The organism is Campylobacter concisus (assembly GCF_003048575.1).
Lineage (GTDB): Bacteria > Campylobacterota > Campylobacteria > Campylobacterales > Campylobacteraceae > Campylobacter_A > Campylobacter_A concisus_U.
On sequence record NZ_PIRZ01000004.1, the window covers coordinates 48,528 to 65,434 of the forward strand.

General features: G+C 37.2%; 16 protein-coding genes and 1 pseudogene. 13 read left to right on the forward strand and 4 right to left on the reverse strand.

Annotated elements, in window-relative coordinates:
• Together CVS84_RS05675 and dnaG are read right to left on the reverse strand one after the other, a co-directional pair.
• On the reverse strand, positions 1 to 1,236 hold the full coding sequence (locus CVS84_RS05675; protein WP_107691523.1) for a M20 family metallo-hydrolase: 1,236 nt from the start codon (positions 1,234 to 1,236) through the stop codon (positions 1 to 3).
• Between the two features lie 104 nt (positions 1,237 to 1,340).
• A complete protein-coding gene (gene dnaG / locus CVS84_RS05680; protein ID WP_107691524.1) occupies positions 1,341 to 3,020 on the reverse strand; it encodes a DNA primase in 1,680 nt (559 codons plus the stop codon).
• A gap of 55 nt (positions 3,021 to 3,075) precedes the next feature.
• Between dnaG and CVS84_RS05685 the strand changes: the two genes are divergently transcribed.
• From CVS84_RS05685 to CVS84_RS09445, 11 genes are all read left to right on the forward strand, one after another.
• Positions 3,076 to 4,107: a tetratricopeptide repeat protein gene (locus tag CVS84_RS05685; RefSeq protein WP_234411907.1), complete on the forward strand. Its 1,032-nt coding sequence runs from the start codon at positions 3,076 to 3,078 to the stop codon at positions 4,105 to 4,107.
• On the forward strand, positions 4,085 to 4,519 hold the full coding sequence (gene rnhA / locus CVS84_RS05690; protein WP_107691526.1) for a ribonuclease HI: 435 nt from the start codon (positions 4,085 to 4,087) through the stop codon (positions 4,517 to 4,519). Before CVS84_RS05685 ends, rnhA begins: the two co-directional genes overlap by 23 nt.
• Positions 4,516 to 5,187 carry a ribonuclease III gene (rnc, locus tag CVS84_RS05695; protein ID WP_107691527.1) on the forward strand — a complete coding sequence of 224 codons (672 nt, stop codon included), beginning with the start codon at positions 4,516 to 4,518 and terminating at the stop codon, positions 5,185 to 5,187. The genes rnhA and rnc overlap by 4 nt, the downstream gene beginning before the upstream one ends.
• 8 nt (positions 5,188 to 5,195) lie before the next feature.
• On the forward strand, positions 5,196 to 6,263 hold the full coding sequence (aroC, locus tag CVS84_RS05700) for a chorismate synthase (RefSeq protein WP_107691528.1): 1,068 nt from the start codon (positions 5,196 to 5,198) through the stop codon (positions 6,261 to 6,263).
• 574 nt (positions 6,264 to 6,837) lie between these two features.
• Positions 6,838 to 8,238 carry a TonB-dependent receptor gene (locus CVS84_RS05705; protein ID WP_107691529.1) on the forward strand — a complete coding sequence of 467 codons (1,401 nt, stop codon included), beginning with the start codon at positions 6,838 to 6,840 and terminating at the stop codon, positions 8,236 to 8,238.
• Positions 8,196 to 8,933, forward strand: coding sequence for a TonB-dependent receptor (locus CVS84_RS09720; protein ID WP_159070071.1), 738 nt, complete (start codon positions 8,196 to 8,198; stop codon positions 8,931 to 8,933). Before CVS84_RS05705 ends, CVS84_RS09720 begins: the two co-directional genes overlap by 43 nt.
• A 31-nt stretch (positions 8,934 to 8,964) precedes the next feature.
• Positions 8,965 to 9,711, forward strand: coding sequence for a DUF4198 domain-containing protein (locus tag CVS84_RS05715; protein ID WP_107691531.1), 747 nt, complete (start codon positions 8,965 to 8,967; stop codon positions 9,709 to 9,711).
• 52 nt (positions 9,712 to 9,763) lie between these two features.
• Positions 9,764 to 9,991 (forward strand): FeoA family protein, encoded by a 228-nt coding sequence (locus CVS84_RS05720; protein ID WP_107691532.1) that lies wholly within the window; start codon positions 9,764 to 9,766, stop codon positions 9,989 to 9,991.
• Positions 9,982 to 12,486, forward strand: a complete 2,505-nt coding sequence (gene feoB, locus CVS84_RS05725) for a ferrous iron transport protein B (RefSeq protein ID WP_107691533.1) — start codon at positions 9,982 to 9,984, stop codon at positions 12,484 to 12,486. The genes CVS84_RS05720 and feoB overlap by 10 nt, the downstream gene beginning before the upstream one ends.
• 25 nt (positions 12,487 to 12,511) lie before the next feature.
• Positions 12,512 to 12,820 (forward strand): hypothetical protein, encoded by a 309-nt coding sequence (locus CVS84_RS05730; protein WP_107691534.1) that lies wholly within the window; start codon positions 12,512 to 12,514, stop codon positions 12,818 to 12,820.
• Positions 12,821 to 12,883: 63 nt separating this feature from the next.
• A complete protein-coding gene (locus CVS84_RS09445) occupies positions 12,884 to 13,024 on the forward strand; it encodes a hypothetical protein (RefSeq protein ID WP_159070072.1) in 141 nt (46 codons plus the stop codon).
• Positions 13,025 to 13,107: 83 nt separating this feature from the next.
• On the opposite strand, the gene CVS84_RS05735 is transcribed toward CVS84_RS09445, so the two are convergent.
• Complete coding sequence (locus CVS84_RS05735; RefSeq protein WP_107691535.1) at positions 13,108 to 14,274, reverse strand: Fic family protein; 1,167 nt, start codon at positions 14,272 to 14,274, stop codon at positions 13,108 to 13,110.
• A 169-nt stretch (positions 14,275 to 14,443) separates the two neighbouring features.
• A pseudogene (locus CVS84_RS05740) lies at positions 14,444 to 15,076 on the reverse strand (autotransporter outer membrane beta-barrel domain-containing protein); the annotation flags it as partial.
• A 257-nt stretch (positions 15,077 to 15,333) separates the two neighbouring features.
• Here CVS84_RS05740 and CVS84_RS05745 point away from each other — a divergent pair.
• Both CVS84_RS05745 and CVS84_RS05750 read left to right on the forward strand, forming a co-directional pair.
• On the forward strand, positions 15,334 to 16,596 hold the full coding sequence (locus CVS84_RS05745; protein ID WP_107691537.1) for a DNA repair protein: 1,263 nt from the start codon (positions 15,334 to 15,336) through the stop codon (positions 16,594 to 16,596).
• Entirely contained in the window at positions 16,586 to 16,894 is a 309-nt protein-coding gene (locus CVS84_RS05750) for a YolD-like family protein (RefSeq protein WP_234411908.1), read from the forward strand. Before CVS84_RS05745 ends, CVS84_RS05750 begins: the two co-directional genes overlap by 11 nt.
• Positions 16,895 to 16,907: the final 13 nt, after the last annotated feature.

The window sequence follows — 16,907 nt, forward strand, 5'->3', positions numbered from 1 at the left end:
TTATTCATTTGATAGTTTAATTAGTGCATTTGTTAAAATTTGTGTAGCTTTGAAAGCATCATCAAAATTTATAGCTTCTGCTATATTGTGACTGATGCCACCAACGCAAGGTATAAAAAGCATGCCAACGCTACTTGCAAGTTTTGTTAGATTCATCGCATCGTGTCCAGCTCCGCTTGGCAAAGTAAGCGTTTTTATGCCCAGTTTAGTAGCCTCTTCGATTAGTAAATTTATAGCATGCTCACTAAGTTTTACTGGCTCATCACTACTTAATTCTCTTATCTCGTAGCTAAAATTTAGCTCACCGCTTAGCTCTTTTATAAAATTTCTAAGCTCTAAATTTAGCTCTTCTAAGCTTGTCTTATCAATATCTCTTAGATCAACTCCAAGCCTTGCCTCGCCTGGCACGACATTTAAAACGCCCGGCTTTGCATGTGCGTAACCAACAGTAGCCACAGCTGTTTTTTTGTTTTTTGCAAATTTATTGGCAGCAATTATGATGTGTGAAGCAGCTAGCAGTGCGTCACTACGCATATTCATTGGAGTTGCACCGCTGTGATCTGCCTTACCATGAATAATAATTTCAAATCTTATAGGAGCGGCGATACCGCTTACTACACCAACGCTTATACCACTTCGCTCAAGCACTGGGCCTTGTTCAATGTGAAGTTCTAGATAAGAATGAAGTGAGTGTTCTTTTAAAATAGAGTCATTTAAATTTTGTGGGTCAAGTCCAAATTTACTCATCGCTTCAAATAGCGAAATGCCGTCTTCGTCTTTTAATTCATGAAGCCTTTGTAGACCAAGCTTGCCGCTTATTATCTTACTACCAATGGTCGCTGTCTTGAACCTACTTGACTCTTCACAGCAAAAGTTAATTAACCAAAGCGGGTGCTTTAGTTTAATGCCAGCTTCTTTTATAGAGGTTAATGCTTCAAGTCCAGCCATAACGCCAAGCGTACCATCATAAAAGCCACCATTTGGCACGCTATCTATATGAGAGCCCACACAAACTGGCTTCTCACCTTGATCACAGCCATCATCATAGACGGCAAAGATATTGCCAACATTGTCAATTTTAAGTTTAAAGCCATTTTCTTCTATTAAATTTATAAGAAAATTCCTAGCTTCCAAGTCTTCTTTGCTAAATGCAAGCCTTGTTAGCCCTCCACCTTTTAATGCTCCAAATCTGCTTATAGCATTAAAATTCGCCTCAAATCTTTTAAAATTTATCATAATAAATCCTTAAAAATAAAACTAATCTTAAAAACATTTATTATTTTGAACATTTTACATTTAGTTTTATGATTTAAAGCTGAATAAGTGTTAAATTTTTAAATCTAATTTTTTTGTAGTTTGTTGTGTAAGCCTTTAATAATCTCTGAAATTTTTTGCATTATTTCGATTTTATTTGGTTTTTGTGATTTTCTAGTATCTTCGCGAAACTTCTCATAGTATTTTAGTTTTAGCTTTAAAATGGCCTCTTTAAGGCTCTCTTCACTAGAAGCTACATTTGAGCTTTCATCAACATAAATTTCTCTAACAAGCACCGCATTATCTTCAATATTTGGCAATAAAACAGCTTGAAAATAATCTTTATGGTGCAAGAAGAATTTCTCCTCAAGCTCGTTCAAAACAATAGTTTCGTAATTTTTATTTGCAAGCATGCTCTTTAAAACGCTAAATTCTAAAATATCAGTTTTATCCTTTTTTTGAGCCATTTGTTTATTTGTTGTTGCAGCATTTGTAAAATTTTGATCTTGTCTATTTATATATCTTTGTCCATGAAGACTAAAAGTATTTAGCTCTATTTTGAGTAAATTTGAGACCAGTAATTCGTAACTTTTTGCGATTATTGGCTTTAGAGAATTTGTAAATTCCACTATCTCTTCTAAACATTTTTGCTTTTGCACTGGACGCGTAATATCATATTTTTTTACAATTTGCTCGATATAAAACTCGCCAAGCTCAGTCCCTGAGCCAAACATCTCTTTTAGCTCATCGCTTCTACCTGCAAATACCATATCCGCAGGGTCTGCACCATCTTTTATAATTACAACGCTTCCATCTATTTCGTTTTGAACCAAAAGACGAGATGATTTTATAGCAGCATTTATACCAGCCGAGTCACCATCAAAACAAAGCACTACGCTTATCTCTCCTCTTTTTAAAAGTGGCAAGTGATTAGTCGTAAGTGCGGTTCCAAGCACGGCAACGGCGTTTGTAAAGCCAGCAAAGTGCAGCATGATAACATCCAAATATCCCTCTGTGATGATAATCTGCTTCTTTTCAAAAATACTTTGTCTAGCTAAATGATAGCCGTAAAGCAGCTTTGACTTGTCAAAAACTATGCTTTGTGGAGAATTTACATATTTTGCAGGATGATCTGAGATCGTTCTACCGCCAAAGCCAACTAATTTTGCCGTGTGCGCATATATTGGAAATGTGATACGCTCGATAAAACTAGCATAAATTCCCTTCTCGTTTTGCTTTACGATTCCAACTTCAAGCGCCTCTTTTGGCTCGATATTTTCATTTTGTAAAAGCCTGATAGTACTAGCGCTATCCCCAGCCCAGCCAAGCTCAAATTTCTCTATCATCGCATCATTTATGCCACGAGAATAGATATATCTCACAGCGGCTTCATGCTTGAAAAATTCGCTCCTATAAAAGGCATTTGCCTTTTCTAAAATATGCTTATTTTCTTTTTGTGTGGGAAGTTTATCGCTTGTGTATTCAAGGCTAAAATTTACAAGGCTAGCTATTCTTTCGATAGCTTCTGGATAGGTAAGTTTCTCATAATCCATCACAAATTTAATCGCATCTCCGCCAGCCTTACAAGCAAAACAGTGAAAAATTTGCTTACTTTGACTTATGCTCATACTAGGATTTTTGTCGTCATGAAATGGACAAACGCATTTGTAGTTTGCTCCCATTTTTTTGACTGGCACAAAGTGCTCTATAATGTCAACGATATCGATTTGATTTTTAAGCTTTTCAATGGATTTTGGATCTATCATAAGCAAAATTATACAACTGCTTTGTTATAATTAAAGTAAAATTTTATTACAAAGTATGAGCGTGGATATTTTTTTCATTGGGCATAGAGATCCGATATTTAGCCTTATTATTTTATTTAGTATCATTTTAATGATCGCTGCACTAAGCTATGCTTGGGGTATCTTTTCAAGCAAAGATGAGAAAAAACGCATTGAAAAATTTATAAGAAAATTTGACAGCAAAGATGGCATAAGCGACGAGCATAGGCAGATGCTGCAAAGTCCCGAGATAGACGCTCAAAGCCTTTGTATGTTAGGGCAAACTTTCGCCAAAAATGGCGACTTTGAAAAGTCCATTAGCATCTATCTGATCGCCCTTGGCAAAGCTAGAGATAAAAATGAGAAGGAATTTATCCTAAACGAGCTTGGAGAGGTTTATTTTAAGGCTGGCTTTTTAAAAAAGGCTAGTGAGGTTTTTGAAAAGGCACTCGAACTAAGTCCTAGAAATGTCATCGCACTTCGTTTCCTAACGATGATAGATGAGAAACTCAAAAACTACAAAGAGGCACTTTATGCACTAAATTCGCTTGAAGAGCTTGGAGTAAATGTAAAAGATCAAAAGGCCTATATAAAGGCTATCAGCACGCTTGATGATAGAAATTTAAGCTTTAATGAAAAGATAGAAGTTCTCTCTCGTCTTAGCCAAAATTTTGAGCTTTTAAAACGCATGATCTTGGTGCTTTTTATAAGACACAATGAAAATTTAGAAAATTTAAAAGATTTTGCCAAATTTGAAGACGTACCTGATCTACTTTACAACCTAAAAACGCCTATAAATTTGAGTGATGATAAGTATAGATCGCTCTTTTACGCAAAGGGTGATATAAATGAGCCTTGTGAAATTTACGGCTTTGAGTTAAATGCTATAAAGAAGTTAAAAGATGCCAAATTTGACGCAGCAGGACTTAGTTTTAACTACATTTGCAAAAGCTGTAAGAACTCATTTCCGATGCACTTTTACCGCTGTCCAGTCTGCCACGAGCTTGGAAGTGTAAAAATTTTATCCCACATCACAGAAAAACCAAGTGAAGACAGTAACACTTTTTAGCGACGGTTCATGCCTTGGAAACCCTGGAGCTGGTGGGTGGGCTTATATTTTGAGATTTAATGAAGCACAGAAAAAAGAGAGTGGCGGCGAGGCATTTACTACAAATAATCAAATGGAGCTAAAAGCTGCGATAATGGGGTTAAAAGCGCTAAAAGAGCCTTGTGAAGTGAGACTATTTACCGATAGCTCGTACGTAGTAAATAGCATAAATGAGTGGCTTGTAAACTGGCAAAAGAGAAATTTTAAAAATGTAAAAAATGTAGAGCTTTGGCAAGAGTATTTGAAAATTTCAAAGCCCCATAAAGTCATAGCAAGCTGGGTCAAAGGGCATGCAGGACACCCTGAAAACGAAGAGTGCGACCAGATGGCAAGAGACGAGGCACAAAAGATAAAAGATGAGAACGAAAGATGAAAAATTTAGAAGAATTTGAAGAGAGTCTTGGATATAAATTTAAAAAAACAGAGCTTTTAGAAGAGGCACTGACTCACAAGAGCACTAAGCAGGCGTTAAACAACGAAAGGCTTGAGTTTTTAGGCGATGCAGTGATGGATCTGCTAGTGGCTGAGTATCTTTTTAAAAAATTTAGCAAGATCGCAGAGGGCGACATGAGCAAGCTAAGAGCTGCACTTGTCAATGAAAAAAGTTTTGCAAATATGGCAAGGCATCTAAAGATGGGTGAATTTTTAAGACTGAGCTTGGCTGAAGAAAACAATGGTGGACGCGAGAAAGATAGCATTTTAAGTGATGCTTTTGAGGCTGTGATGGGGGCTATTTATCTCGAAGCTGGTCTTCTTAAGGTAAGAGAAATTTCTATCAACTTACTTGAGCTTTGCTATCCACAAATCGATTTTGCTCACCTTGAAAAAGACTACAAAACAGCGCTGCAAGAGGTCACTCAAGCACATCTTGGCATCATACCATCTTACGAACTAATCAGCACATCTGGTCCTGATCATAAGAAAGAATTTGAGATTGCACTACTGCTAAATGGCGAGGAAATTTCAAGAGCTATTGGCAGCTCCAAAAAGCAAGCCCAACAGCTAGCCGCAAAAATCGCACTAGAAAAAATCAAAAAATAGGAACAAGCTTGAATACATTTGGCAAAAAACTAACCCTAACAACATTTGGCGAGAGTCACGGAGTAGCCATAGGTGGCGTTATAGACGGTCTTCCTGCTGGAATGAAAATAGATACGCAGTTTATCCAAAGCGAGCTAGATAGACGCCGTCCCGGACAAAGCAACTTCACAACCGCAAGAGACGAGGCTGACAAGATAGAAATTTTTAGCGGCCTTTTTGATGGTATAAGCACTGGAGCACCGATAGGTTTTGCCATTTTTAATAACAATCAAAAGTCAAATGACTATGACAATTTACGTGAAATTTTCCGCCCTGGCCATGCTGATTTTACATATTTTAAAAAATATGGTTTTAGAGATCACAGGGGCGGTGGGCGTTCAAGTGCTAGAGAAACAGCCATTAGGGTAGCTGGTGGGGCTTTTGCACAGCTACTTTTAAATGAGTTTAATATTGAGGTTTTAAGCGGGGTATTTGGCATCGGCAAGATTTTTAGCGATAAGATAGACTTTAACTTTGCTAAAAATTCACAAATTTATGCTCTTGGCAACGAAGAAGCTATGAAAGAAGCGGTAAATAAAGCTAGAAATGACCACGATAGTGTCGGTGCAGTTGTTTTAAGTGTGGTTAAAAATGCTCCAGCTGGTCTTGGTGAGCCACTTTATGATAAGCTTGATAGTGCCTTGGCGGCGGCTTTAATGGGTATAAATGGTGTAAAAGCTGTCGAAATAGGTGCTGGTGTAAAAGCAAGTGAGACATTTGGGTCGGTAAATAACGATGAGATGGACGAGCTTGGCTTTTTAAGCAACAACGCAGGGGGTATACTTGGCGGTATAAGTAGTGGCGAAGATATCGTACTAAAGAGCCATTTCAAGCCTACACCTTCGATATTTAAAGAGCAAAAGACACTAAATTTACAAGGCGAAGTGGTGGACTTTGAGCTACGAGGTAGACACGATCCTTGTATAGGCATACGTGGTAGCGTCGTAGCAACTGCAATGATAAGGCTAGTTATCGCTGATATGCTACTACTAAATGCTAGCACAAAGCTTGAAAATTTAAAGAAAATTTATGGCTAAATTTAAGTAACCAAAAAGATGATCTATAAGGGCTTTAACATTTAAAAAACAATACTACAAAAAGTCTTTTTATTTTGATTCTTTTAAAAAATTCATACTATCTTTCTTTATTGTATTTAGCCAATATCTAAGATCTCAAACCAAGATATTAAAATAAGCTAAATCTAAAATTGAACATAGCCTACTTAATTTAACAATATGGACTTATGAAAATATCTTAAATTTTGAAGTATGTTTTTCTTATACGCTAAATTCTAAAGAAATAGCGAGCATAAAATTAACTAATTATTAATTTCATATAAACTTACTATTATAATATTAAATTTTTATATTCAAATATTAATCTTTAGAAAATAATCATAAATTATATGACGATATATGAAAAGAACCTACTATATATAGTATTACGTATTTTTAATATAAATTTATTATATGATAAATAACCCCCTAATTTACGATAATTATACATTAAACGAGTATTAATTTTATATAAATTTTTTATTACTATAATATTGACAATGATTATCTAATTCCCTATAATTCTACAATTAATTTTTAAGTTTAGGGAGCAAATATGAAAAGAATTTCTCTATCTAGACTAACGGCTGCTTTATTGATTCTTACAAATTCAGCCGTAGCCGCAGAAGATATAGTACTTGGTGAAGTTTCGGTTACCGCAAACAAAATCAGTGAGAATTTAAAGGATGTGCCTCAAAGTATCAGTGTAATTAGTGATGTTGATTTAGAGGAGCGAGGCGTAAAAAATGTAGAAGAGCTGGTAAAAACTATACCAAATATCAGCGGTGTAGGTGGAATGTATGAGGGTATCAGTACTAGAGGATTAAACCCATCCATATACACTAGCTCAAACCCAGTAACTGTCTACATAGGCGGTGTGGCACAGAGTAACAAAGATGCAGCCTACATTCCAGTAACCAACATTGACCATGTCGAAGTTTTAAGAGGTCCTAGTAGTGCGATTTATGGCAAAGACTCTATCGGTGGCATAATCAATATCGTCTTAAAAGAGCCCGAAAATGAATGGAGGGGCAGTGTCGGTACCGAATATGGATCGAACAAATACATGCTGGGCCTCTTTGAAACAAACGGTGCACTAATCGATGATAAGCTATTTTTGGGCTTAAATGGCTCGGCATCCAAAGAAGATGGCTGGATCATAAACGATCTAAACGGAGATAAAGCCAATGATAAGAAAAATTATAACTTTGGTTTAAATTTAAAGATTGTTCCAACTGACCGTCTTACTGTAAAAATTCGTGGTGACGTTTTCCACCGACAGGATGACTCGCTTGACGAACTTTTTATCCCAAAGAGTAGATTTTATGATATCTCAAAAAGCGAAGTCAAACATATCAATTTAGAAACTCCGGCTCGCGTAAAGCAGACTTCAACATCTGGTGCGATAGATCTAAAATATGAATTTGATAAATTTGATGTAACATCGGCTACGACTTTTCGTAGAGCTAAAAAAGATGGACTTTACGACGAGGACTTTGGTAGCAAGGCAACTTATCTTCATCCAGACCACTACGGGCTAGTTACTTTTTTAAACTCTAAAAACGATACTTTATCGCAGGAGCTTAGATTTAGCAGTATAGATGAGCAAAGCTTTAAGTGGGTTGGCGGATTATACTTTGAAAAGGAAAAGCAAGTTTTTGGTCCTATCGGCGATCAATATGGCTATGGTGGTAACACGATAGTAGAGGATTGGCCGTCTGTAAATCGTGCGCAGACAATATCGACATTTGGTCAAGTTATCTATCCAGTTACTAGTAGATTTGACGTGACACTAGGCGGTAGATTACAACAGATTAAAAAACATACCAAGGTTGATTATTTCTCTTATCCACTAGGACATACTCCTGGTACACCAGTGTTTTCAATGGATGAAAAAGAGACTTTTAGAACATTTTGCCTAAATTTGCACTTGGATACGATCTTACCAACGAGCTAAATATCTACGCGATGTATTCAAAAGGCTACTTAGCAGGTGGCTTTAACTTTTATACAACTGGTGGCAGTAGAAAAGATAATAAATTTGACGCTCAGACAAGTGATGATTACGAAATCGGCTTAAAAGGCACATATGATAGTTTCAGATTTTCTACAGCGTTATTTTATATGGCCATTAAAGGTACTCACATATTCTATACCGACCCTAACAACTCTAACATATACTATATATCAAATGCCGATAAATCAACATCTATGGGCGTAGAATTTGAAGGCACTCTAAAAGCTAGCAAGGAGATTGATATAAATTTGGCCGCAAGCCTACTTAAAACTAAATATGGCAACTATATCAATAAAGACGGCTCAAATAATAAAGGCAATAGAATCGAGAAAAACCCAGAGTATAAAATTTCTCTTGGTGCCTCATATTACGCTCCGATGGGAATTTATGCCAGACTTGATGGAAACATGATAGGTAAGACATATTTTGATGAGCAAAATACGCTTGCTCAAAAGAGCTACTTTACAGCAGATGCAAAAGTTGGTTATCTAAAAGATAGCTTTGATGTATATCTTTATGTCAAAAATTTAACCGACAAAGAGTACTTTACGCATGCTAGAGCCAGAGCTAGCAACGCCCTTGTTACTTACGGCAAAGGTAGAACCTTTGGCATAGGCGTAAAATATAGTTTTTAAATCTAATAAATTTTTATTAAAAGGATAAAAAATGAAAAAAAGTTTAGCTCTACTAGCTATTTTAGGTGCATTTAGCGTAGCAAGCGCGCATGATTTTTGGCTGTTTGGACAAAACGGTGAAAAAGCTAGCGTAGATATAGGTTTTGGGCATGATTTTCCAAAATCAGAACCGATTGACGCTGAGCGCGTAAACAACTTTGAAGCGCCCGTGATCCTTGGCAAAGAGGGCAAAATCGCACTAAAGCAAAGTGGAGAGAACTATCACTACGAGGGTGTGAAGCTAAAAGAGGGCACCTACGCGATTACCGGCGAATACAAGCCTACATTTTGGACGGAAGATACCGATGGCAAATGGCACATGGGCGGTACTAAAGAAACGATAAAAAATGCTAAATTTTGCCGCCGCGCTACCATGAGCGCAAAAAGCGTCATAAATGTCGGCGCAGAAGATGACTTTATAACCAAATCTACAGGACAACGCCTGGAAATCGTGCCTCTAGCAAATCCTGCAAAATTTAAAGTCGGTGAGCCGTTTAAAGTGAAAGTATTGTTTGAGGGTAAACCGTTAAAAATTGCGACTATTGACGGCACATTTGATGGATTTTTGAAAGACAAAAGCGCATTTCATGCAACTACCGATCTAAAAGGAGAAACCGAGGTTTTAGCGCTTAGACCAGGAAAATGGGTGCTAAAAGTAGTGCATAAATTCCCTTACGCAGACGCTAAAAAATGCGACGAAGAGACGGCAATCGCCTCTTTTACGTTTGAAGTAAAATAAATTACGATTTGACCGCTTGAATGCTCGGGCGGTCAAATTTTAAGGATTTTAGATGAATCTTAGCGATGCAAAGATCGGAAATTTATACGAGATAAAGGGGCTAAAAGCAGACGGTAAATTGCTTTTAAAGTTGCTTGATATGGGCTTTATAAACGGAGCCGTCGTCGAGGCGGTAAGACTCGCTCCGCTTCTTGATCCCATAGAGCTTAAAATCCAAGGCTGTCTTATTTCGCTCAGAAAAAGCGAAGCGGCGTTAGTGGAGGTTGAAATTTGCAAATAAAAGTAGCTCTTGCGGGGCAGCCAAACTGCGGCAAATCCACCGTATTTAATATGATAAGCGGCATACGTCAGCATATCGCAAACTACCCAGGCGTTACCGTTGATAAAAAATCGGGATTTTTTAGCATCGCAGACGTGGACGTCGAGATGGTCGATCTGCCGGGTACTTATTCGTTTAGTTCGTATTCGCTTGAAGAAAAAGTCGCGAAAGAATTTATCGTAAACGAAAAGCCAGACGTCATTTTAAACATCATCGACGCTTCAAATTTAAAGCGAAATTTATACCTAACCTTTCAGCTGCTTGAAATCGGCGTTCCCGTCGTCATCGTCTTAAATATGCTAGACGTAGCAAAAAGACGCGGCATAATTATAGACTCCGGCAAAATAGCTAAAATTTTAAAATGTCCCATAATCTGTGCTAGTGCGTCAAAGGGCGAGGGCAAGGCTGAAATTTTAGACGTTTTAAGAAACGCTAAAAATCTAAAACAAAACTATGAAGAATTTAAGGTAAATTACGAAGAGTTGGAGCCTTTTGTTTTAGAGCTACAAAATAGCGTATCTTTAGATAAAGGCATAAGTACAAGATGGCTTTGCGTAAAAGCCCTTGAAAACGACGCTGCAGCCTTAAATTTGCTAAAAAACTCTAACACCGAGATAGAAAATTTGACGGTGGAGCAAAGGGCTAAATTTAACGAAAAGACCAGCAAAAGTATTGAGGGATATTTGGCTGCACTTAGATACGAAAACGCTAGCATAGTCTTTAGCGAGTGCGTAAAAGAGACCAAGAAAAATCAAGCCACGCTAACAGACAAGATAGATAAAATAATCCTAAATCGCTGGCTTAGTTTTCCGATCCTTTTTGCCATTATTTTTGCGATTTACGAGAGTAGTATAGTTTTTGGTTATAAGCTCACGAACTACACTTGGCCACTGCTTGCGGCTATTAAAAACTTTGTGGTAGATATTACGCCTGCGGCAGATATTGCTAAAGTACCGCTCATAACGGACGCCGCTATATGGCTGGTAAATTCTGCCGTCGCGCTTTTAAACTACTTACCGATATTTTTTATACTTTTTGCAATGATCGCGATTCTAGAGGATGTAGGATATATGCCAAGGATGGCGTTTGTCTTAGATAAAATTTTTAAAAAATTCGGCCTACACGGACAAAGCACCTTGCCGCTGGTACTTGGCGGGGCATTTGTAGGAGGCTGTGCGGTGCCGGGCGTCATGTCTACCAAGGGTATCGCCGACGATAGGGCGAGAATGGCGACTATTCTCACTGTTCCTTTGATGAACTGCCTAGCCAAGGTGCCTTTTTACACGCTGCTTTTGGGTGCATTTTATACGACTACGATCGTGGCGGCAGACGGGAGCAAAAGCATAGATGCTTCGCAAATGAGCGTAATGATGTTTTATATCTCGACTGTTACGATCCTGGCTGCGCTTTTGATAGCTAAATTTTTAACCTCGACGATTTTAAAGACGAGAGAGACCGCACCCTTTGTGATGGAGCTACCGCCTTATCACCTGCCGACGTTTAAGGGCGTCGTGATAAGAGCCTGCGAGCGCGTGTGGCTGTATATTAAAAAAGTCTGCACCATCGTCATTGCAGTAGCCGTGATACTCTTTGCGCTTTTACAGTTTCCAGGACTTTCAAACGAAAAGCAGGAGCATTATGCAAACGAAGAGGCTAAGGCTCTAGCGAATTTTGAAGCGGCTGCAAGAAAATCAAGCTATTATGCGAGTGTAGACAGCAGAGAAAAGGTTGCGCAATTACTAAATTTCTACGACGGATACAAAGCTAAAAAGATGGGCGGAGGCAAAGGCGTAGACGAAAAATATGAGGCCGAGAACCCAGAGTTTTACAAATTTGTAATGCCAAAAACCGATCAAGACGCAAAAGCGATAAATTTAGCACTTAGAAAACTCTCGACACAAAGAAAAACGATTTTAAGAGAGCAAAAAAACGACAAGATAGAAAGCTCACTCCTTGGTATGGCTGGACGTGCGCTTGAGCCTATATCAAAATTTGCAGGGTTTGACTGGAGGATAAATGTAGCGTTTTTAAGCTCATTTGCCGCCAGGGAGTCCGCAGTTGCGACGCTTGGTAGTATATACGAAAGCGGTAGAGCCACCGAGGCAAGTAGCGGTGAAGAGATGAGGCCTGAGGAAGCAATGAGGCAAAGTAGCGGCTATACTCCGCTTCATGCGGCCTCAATCATCGTTTTCATGCTGCTTACGCCGCCATGTATCGCTACGATGATCGTAGTAAAAATGCAGACGAACAGCTACGCGTGGATGGCGTTTGGGATATTTTTCCCTTTTACTCTAGCGCTCGTAGTTTCGTCGCTATTCTTTACTCTTGCAAATAGCTTTGGCGTAGGCGGTCTAACGGCCATGGGGATATATTATTTTATACTTTTGTTTTTTGTAATCATTTTAGGATTTATGCCGCAAAAACGCCAAAACTGGAGCGGCGGCGTCAAAAAGTAAATTTAACTTTATCAAAGGAGAAAAAATGAAGAAAATTTTATTTTCATCTGTTTTAGCGGCTCTTGTGAGCTTGCCTGCGTTTGCGCATACGGCGCTTATGAGCTGCATAGATAACGGCGACGATACCGTTACTTGCGAGGCGGGATTTAGCGACGGTAGCAGTGCTAGTGGCGTGGAGTTTAAGGTTTTGCAAAATGGCAAGGTTATTATCGAGGGCAAATTTGACAAGGACAGTATGTATACGTTTAAAAAACCGCAAGGCGAATACAAGGCTAGGATGTTTGCGGGCGAAGGCCACGAGGTCATCGTAGAGTCAAAAGATATTTCAAAATAAATTAATAAACTCGCCGCGAAATGTTTAAATTTGACGCGGCGAAACGTCTTTAAAAGGAAAAATATGGCTTGGTATGAAGCTGCGATTTTGATTGTAATGGCAGTCGGTGCGGGATATTTCGTTTACGCAAAAGAGTTTAGGCAAAAAGACTGTGGTTGCGGTAGCGGTAAAAACTGTCACTCTGGTGGAAAAAAGTATAAGTAATATTCTTTAGAGATAATGCCTGATCTTAAGAAATACCTTTTTGGCTTTTTATAATAGCTATTTAGGTAGGACTCTAAAAGCCCTTAAATATTATTATTTAAAAAATCAGAGACAAAACCACTATCTTTTAATACATGCATAATGCTACGCAAAAGATAATTATTTACAAAATAGATAGTGTAAATTCTTCCACCATCAGTTATGGATCTAACCATTTTTTTATCTTTCAGTTTTGCCATAATGTTTGATTTTTCTTTTGATTTTCGTATACCAAATTTATCAAGTTCTTCGGCTTTCATACACATATCATCTTTTTTAACAATATACGTCAATATATCAAATTCTTGTTTTGTTATATGTTCTCTATCTAGTGCTATTTTAAGCATTGGTAGAAGTATAATTTTTTCTACATATTCTTTTTTTAAAAGATAGTCTATTTTTTCGATCTCATTTTTTAATCCTATTAAAAAATATTCACACCAAGCTAACAAATCTCTAGGCTCTAAAGTATCGGCACGTGATAACATATCGTAATACTGATCTCTATTTGCGTAAAAAACAGAAGACGGATTTATAAGTCTATCTTGCTTAACTTTAAATCCGAGCTTAATTAAAAAAGCATAATTTAAAAGTCTACCCATTCTACCATTTCCATTGTCAAATGGATGAATAAACTCAAACCTATGATGCGCAATAGCAACCATTAAAAGCTGGTACTGCTCCTTATGTTTTTCGTTGATAAATTCTATAAACTTATTAAAATAATCTGGCAATATAAAGTGCTTTGGTGGAATATGTCCTGATTTTTTTATACTTACGTCATGTCGCCTTAATTCTCCAGGATAGTTAGATCCTTCACCTTTTGGCGGCGGTGTTAAGCCTTTTGTAATAATTTTATGGATTTCTGAAATATAGGCACGATCAAATATGGTTTTTTCATCTGTATTATCTTCTATAAAAGCTATAGCATTTTCTAAGCTTTTTATCTCATCGTCGCTTTCATCTGTCAAATTTTTGTCTATAATCTTCTCAACATATTCAGATAATGTTGTATTATTTCCTTCGATTCTAGCTGATCCTAAAGTTTCTAAAATCTGAAAAATATTTTTAAGCTGAAAAAATATATACAGAGGTACATCACCGTCAAGCCTTTTGGTTCTTATCTTTTCCAAATCTAAAATAACATTAGTCAAATTACTTCCAAAAGATGGCTCTGGTATTATTATATTACTACTTACTTCTTCTTTCATTTTTTAATACTTCCTTTTTAGTATAATGAAAGTACGATTATAACGTATTCTTTTATAAAAGATATAATTATATTACTTCTGGTTATACTTATATACTACTTCCAAATAAATATGTAAATTTACAATCTATAAAATGAGTAAGATTTAGTGGCCTAAAAGCCACTAAATTTTAGAATCTATAAGCAAACTGAAGTTTTGCGCTGCTTTGATCTTTTTTACCAAAAGATTGTACTATGCCAAAATTTATGAGTGTTGCATAAGTTGGCGTATATCTTAGACCGACCTCAACCTCTGAGCTTGTGCCTTTTTGAGTTAGGCTGATCTCCTCGTCTTCTTGGATCACTGCTATTTTTGACTTGGTGTTAAATTTATACTCAGCGCTAATTTTTCCATAAGGATTAAATTTACCAGCATCATAGGCCATTTTTGAGTAAATTTTAGCTCTACTTGATGTAACGCTGCTAAATTTTAATGTGCTTTGTCCGATATCTGTCTCATCGCTACCGACATAAGAGAGTGCGTAGTTTAGCCCACCATCAAGTATAAAACTATCAAATTTTATCTTTTTGCCTACGCCAAAGCTAGCATTGTAATATGGCATTGAGATTTTATAATCAACATTTTTCGCATCAACCTTGGTTTGACTCTTACCAGCTTTTGCCATGAGATCGATATAAAAATCACGTGGTAAATTTAGTCTTGAAAAAATACCAAGTCCATAGTTTCTAACTCTGCCATCTATTTTGGCATCTTCATCGCTATTATCAAATATTGGCATAGCAAAAGCCCCAAGCATAGACTCGCCATTTTTATTTTTACTTTGCTAGAATTTACATCACCTCTATCTGTTAAACCAATATAAACACCTGATTGTCTACTTTTTTTCGATAGTAGAACCAATTATATTAACTTCGTTGTGCGTTGCATTTGCTCTGGCTCCACTAGTAAAATTTATCCATTTTACTTATTTTGTTTCTAAAAAATTTTTATTAGAAATTTTAGCCTTAAGATCGATTTTTCAAAAACGAACTTTTACTAATTTTCATCTATAATCACTCCATGAAAAACGAAGTGCAAAAATTTTATGCCGTCATTGATCTAAAGTCATTTTACGCCTCAGTTGAGTGTGTGGAGCGAGGACTTGATCCGTTTAAAGCCGATCTAGTCGTAGCTGACGATAGTCGCGGCAACGGAAGTGTTTGCCTAGCCGTTAGCCCAGCCCTTAGAGCCAAAGGTGTGAAAAATAGATGCAGGCTTTTTGAAATACCAAAGGCTATAAAATTTATCATCGCACCGCCTAGAATGCAGTTTTACATCGACTATGCGGCCAAAATTTATGAGATATACCTAAAATATGTTTCAAAAGATGATATCTATGTTTATTCTATCGATGAGGCCTTTATCGATCTTACTTCTTATGTTAAATTTTATAATACCGATGCAAAATCCATAGCCAAAAAGATAATGGATGAAATTTTAAAAACTACTGGCGTGACAGCCACTTGTGGCATGGGTACAAATTTATACCTCGCAAAAATCGCCCTTGATATCCTGGCTAAGCACAGTGATGATGGGATTGCATTTTTAGACGAGCAGCTTTATAAAGAACGTCTTTGGACACATCAACCGCTAGATGACTTTTGGCGTATCGGTAAGCAAACTAGGCTAAAGCTGGAAAAACATGGAATTTTTTGTATGAAAGATATAGCAAATGCTCCGCGAAGCCTACTTGAGAAATTTTTTGGAGTTGATGCCTATATAACGATAGATCACGCAAATGGCATAGAGCCAACGACAATAGCTGACATAAAAGCATATAAACCAAGCACAAAATCCTACTTTAGCTCTGAAATTTTACCAAGAGATTATGAGCGTTGCGAGGCGGTAGTCGTACTAAAAGAGATGGCTGATAGGCTAGCGCTTAGGATGATCAACAAAGAAGTAATGGCAAGTGGAATAACGATAAATATAAAATTTGCCGATAAGCTTGAGCCACTACAACGTGCAAGCGTTCGGTTTAAGACACCAACAAATGTCTCAAGTGTGCTGATGAGTTTGGTCGAAGAGCTACTTTTAAACAAGATAAAAAATGTTGGGCTGATTAGGCAAATTAGCATCAGTGCAAACGACGTAGTAAAAGAGAACCTAACTCACCAAAGTCTTTTTGAGGATGATACTAAAGAAAAGGCGGTTTTAAAGTCCCTAAATCTCATAAAAGAAAAATTTGGTAAAAACTCGGTTTTAAGAGCTATCGATCTACTACCAGAAGCCACTGGGCAAGACCGAAATAAAAAGATCGGAGGGCACAAAAGTGGCGAGTAAAGATAGAGCAAAAATTTTTAGCTCGTTTAATCCCCTATCAACCCTAGAGCGAGCCCTGCAACAAAAAGAGCGAGAAAAATGCGAAAAACTTGAACTTGATGAGAGCAAGGTTGATGAAATTTTAAAAAAGATAAGCGAGCTAAGGCTGGCTGATGAAGTATATGTGAGCTATCATGACGGCTACACCTATACAAGTGCTAGCGGACTAATCTCTGACGTAAATTTCAAAAATAAAACTCTTATGGTTGTAAAAACTAGGATCAAATTTGAAGATATAAATGACCTAAAAATAATTTAGCCCCCAAACGAGG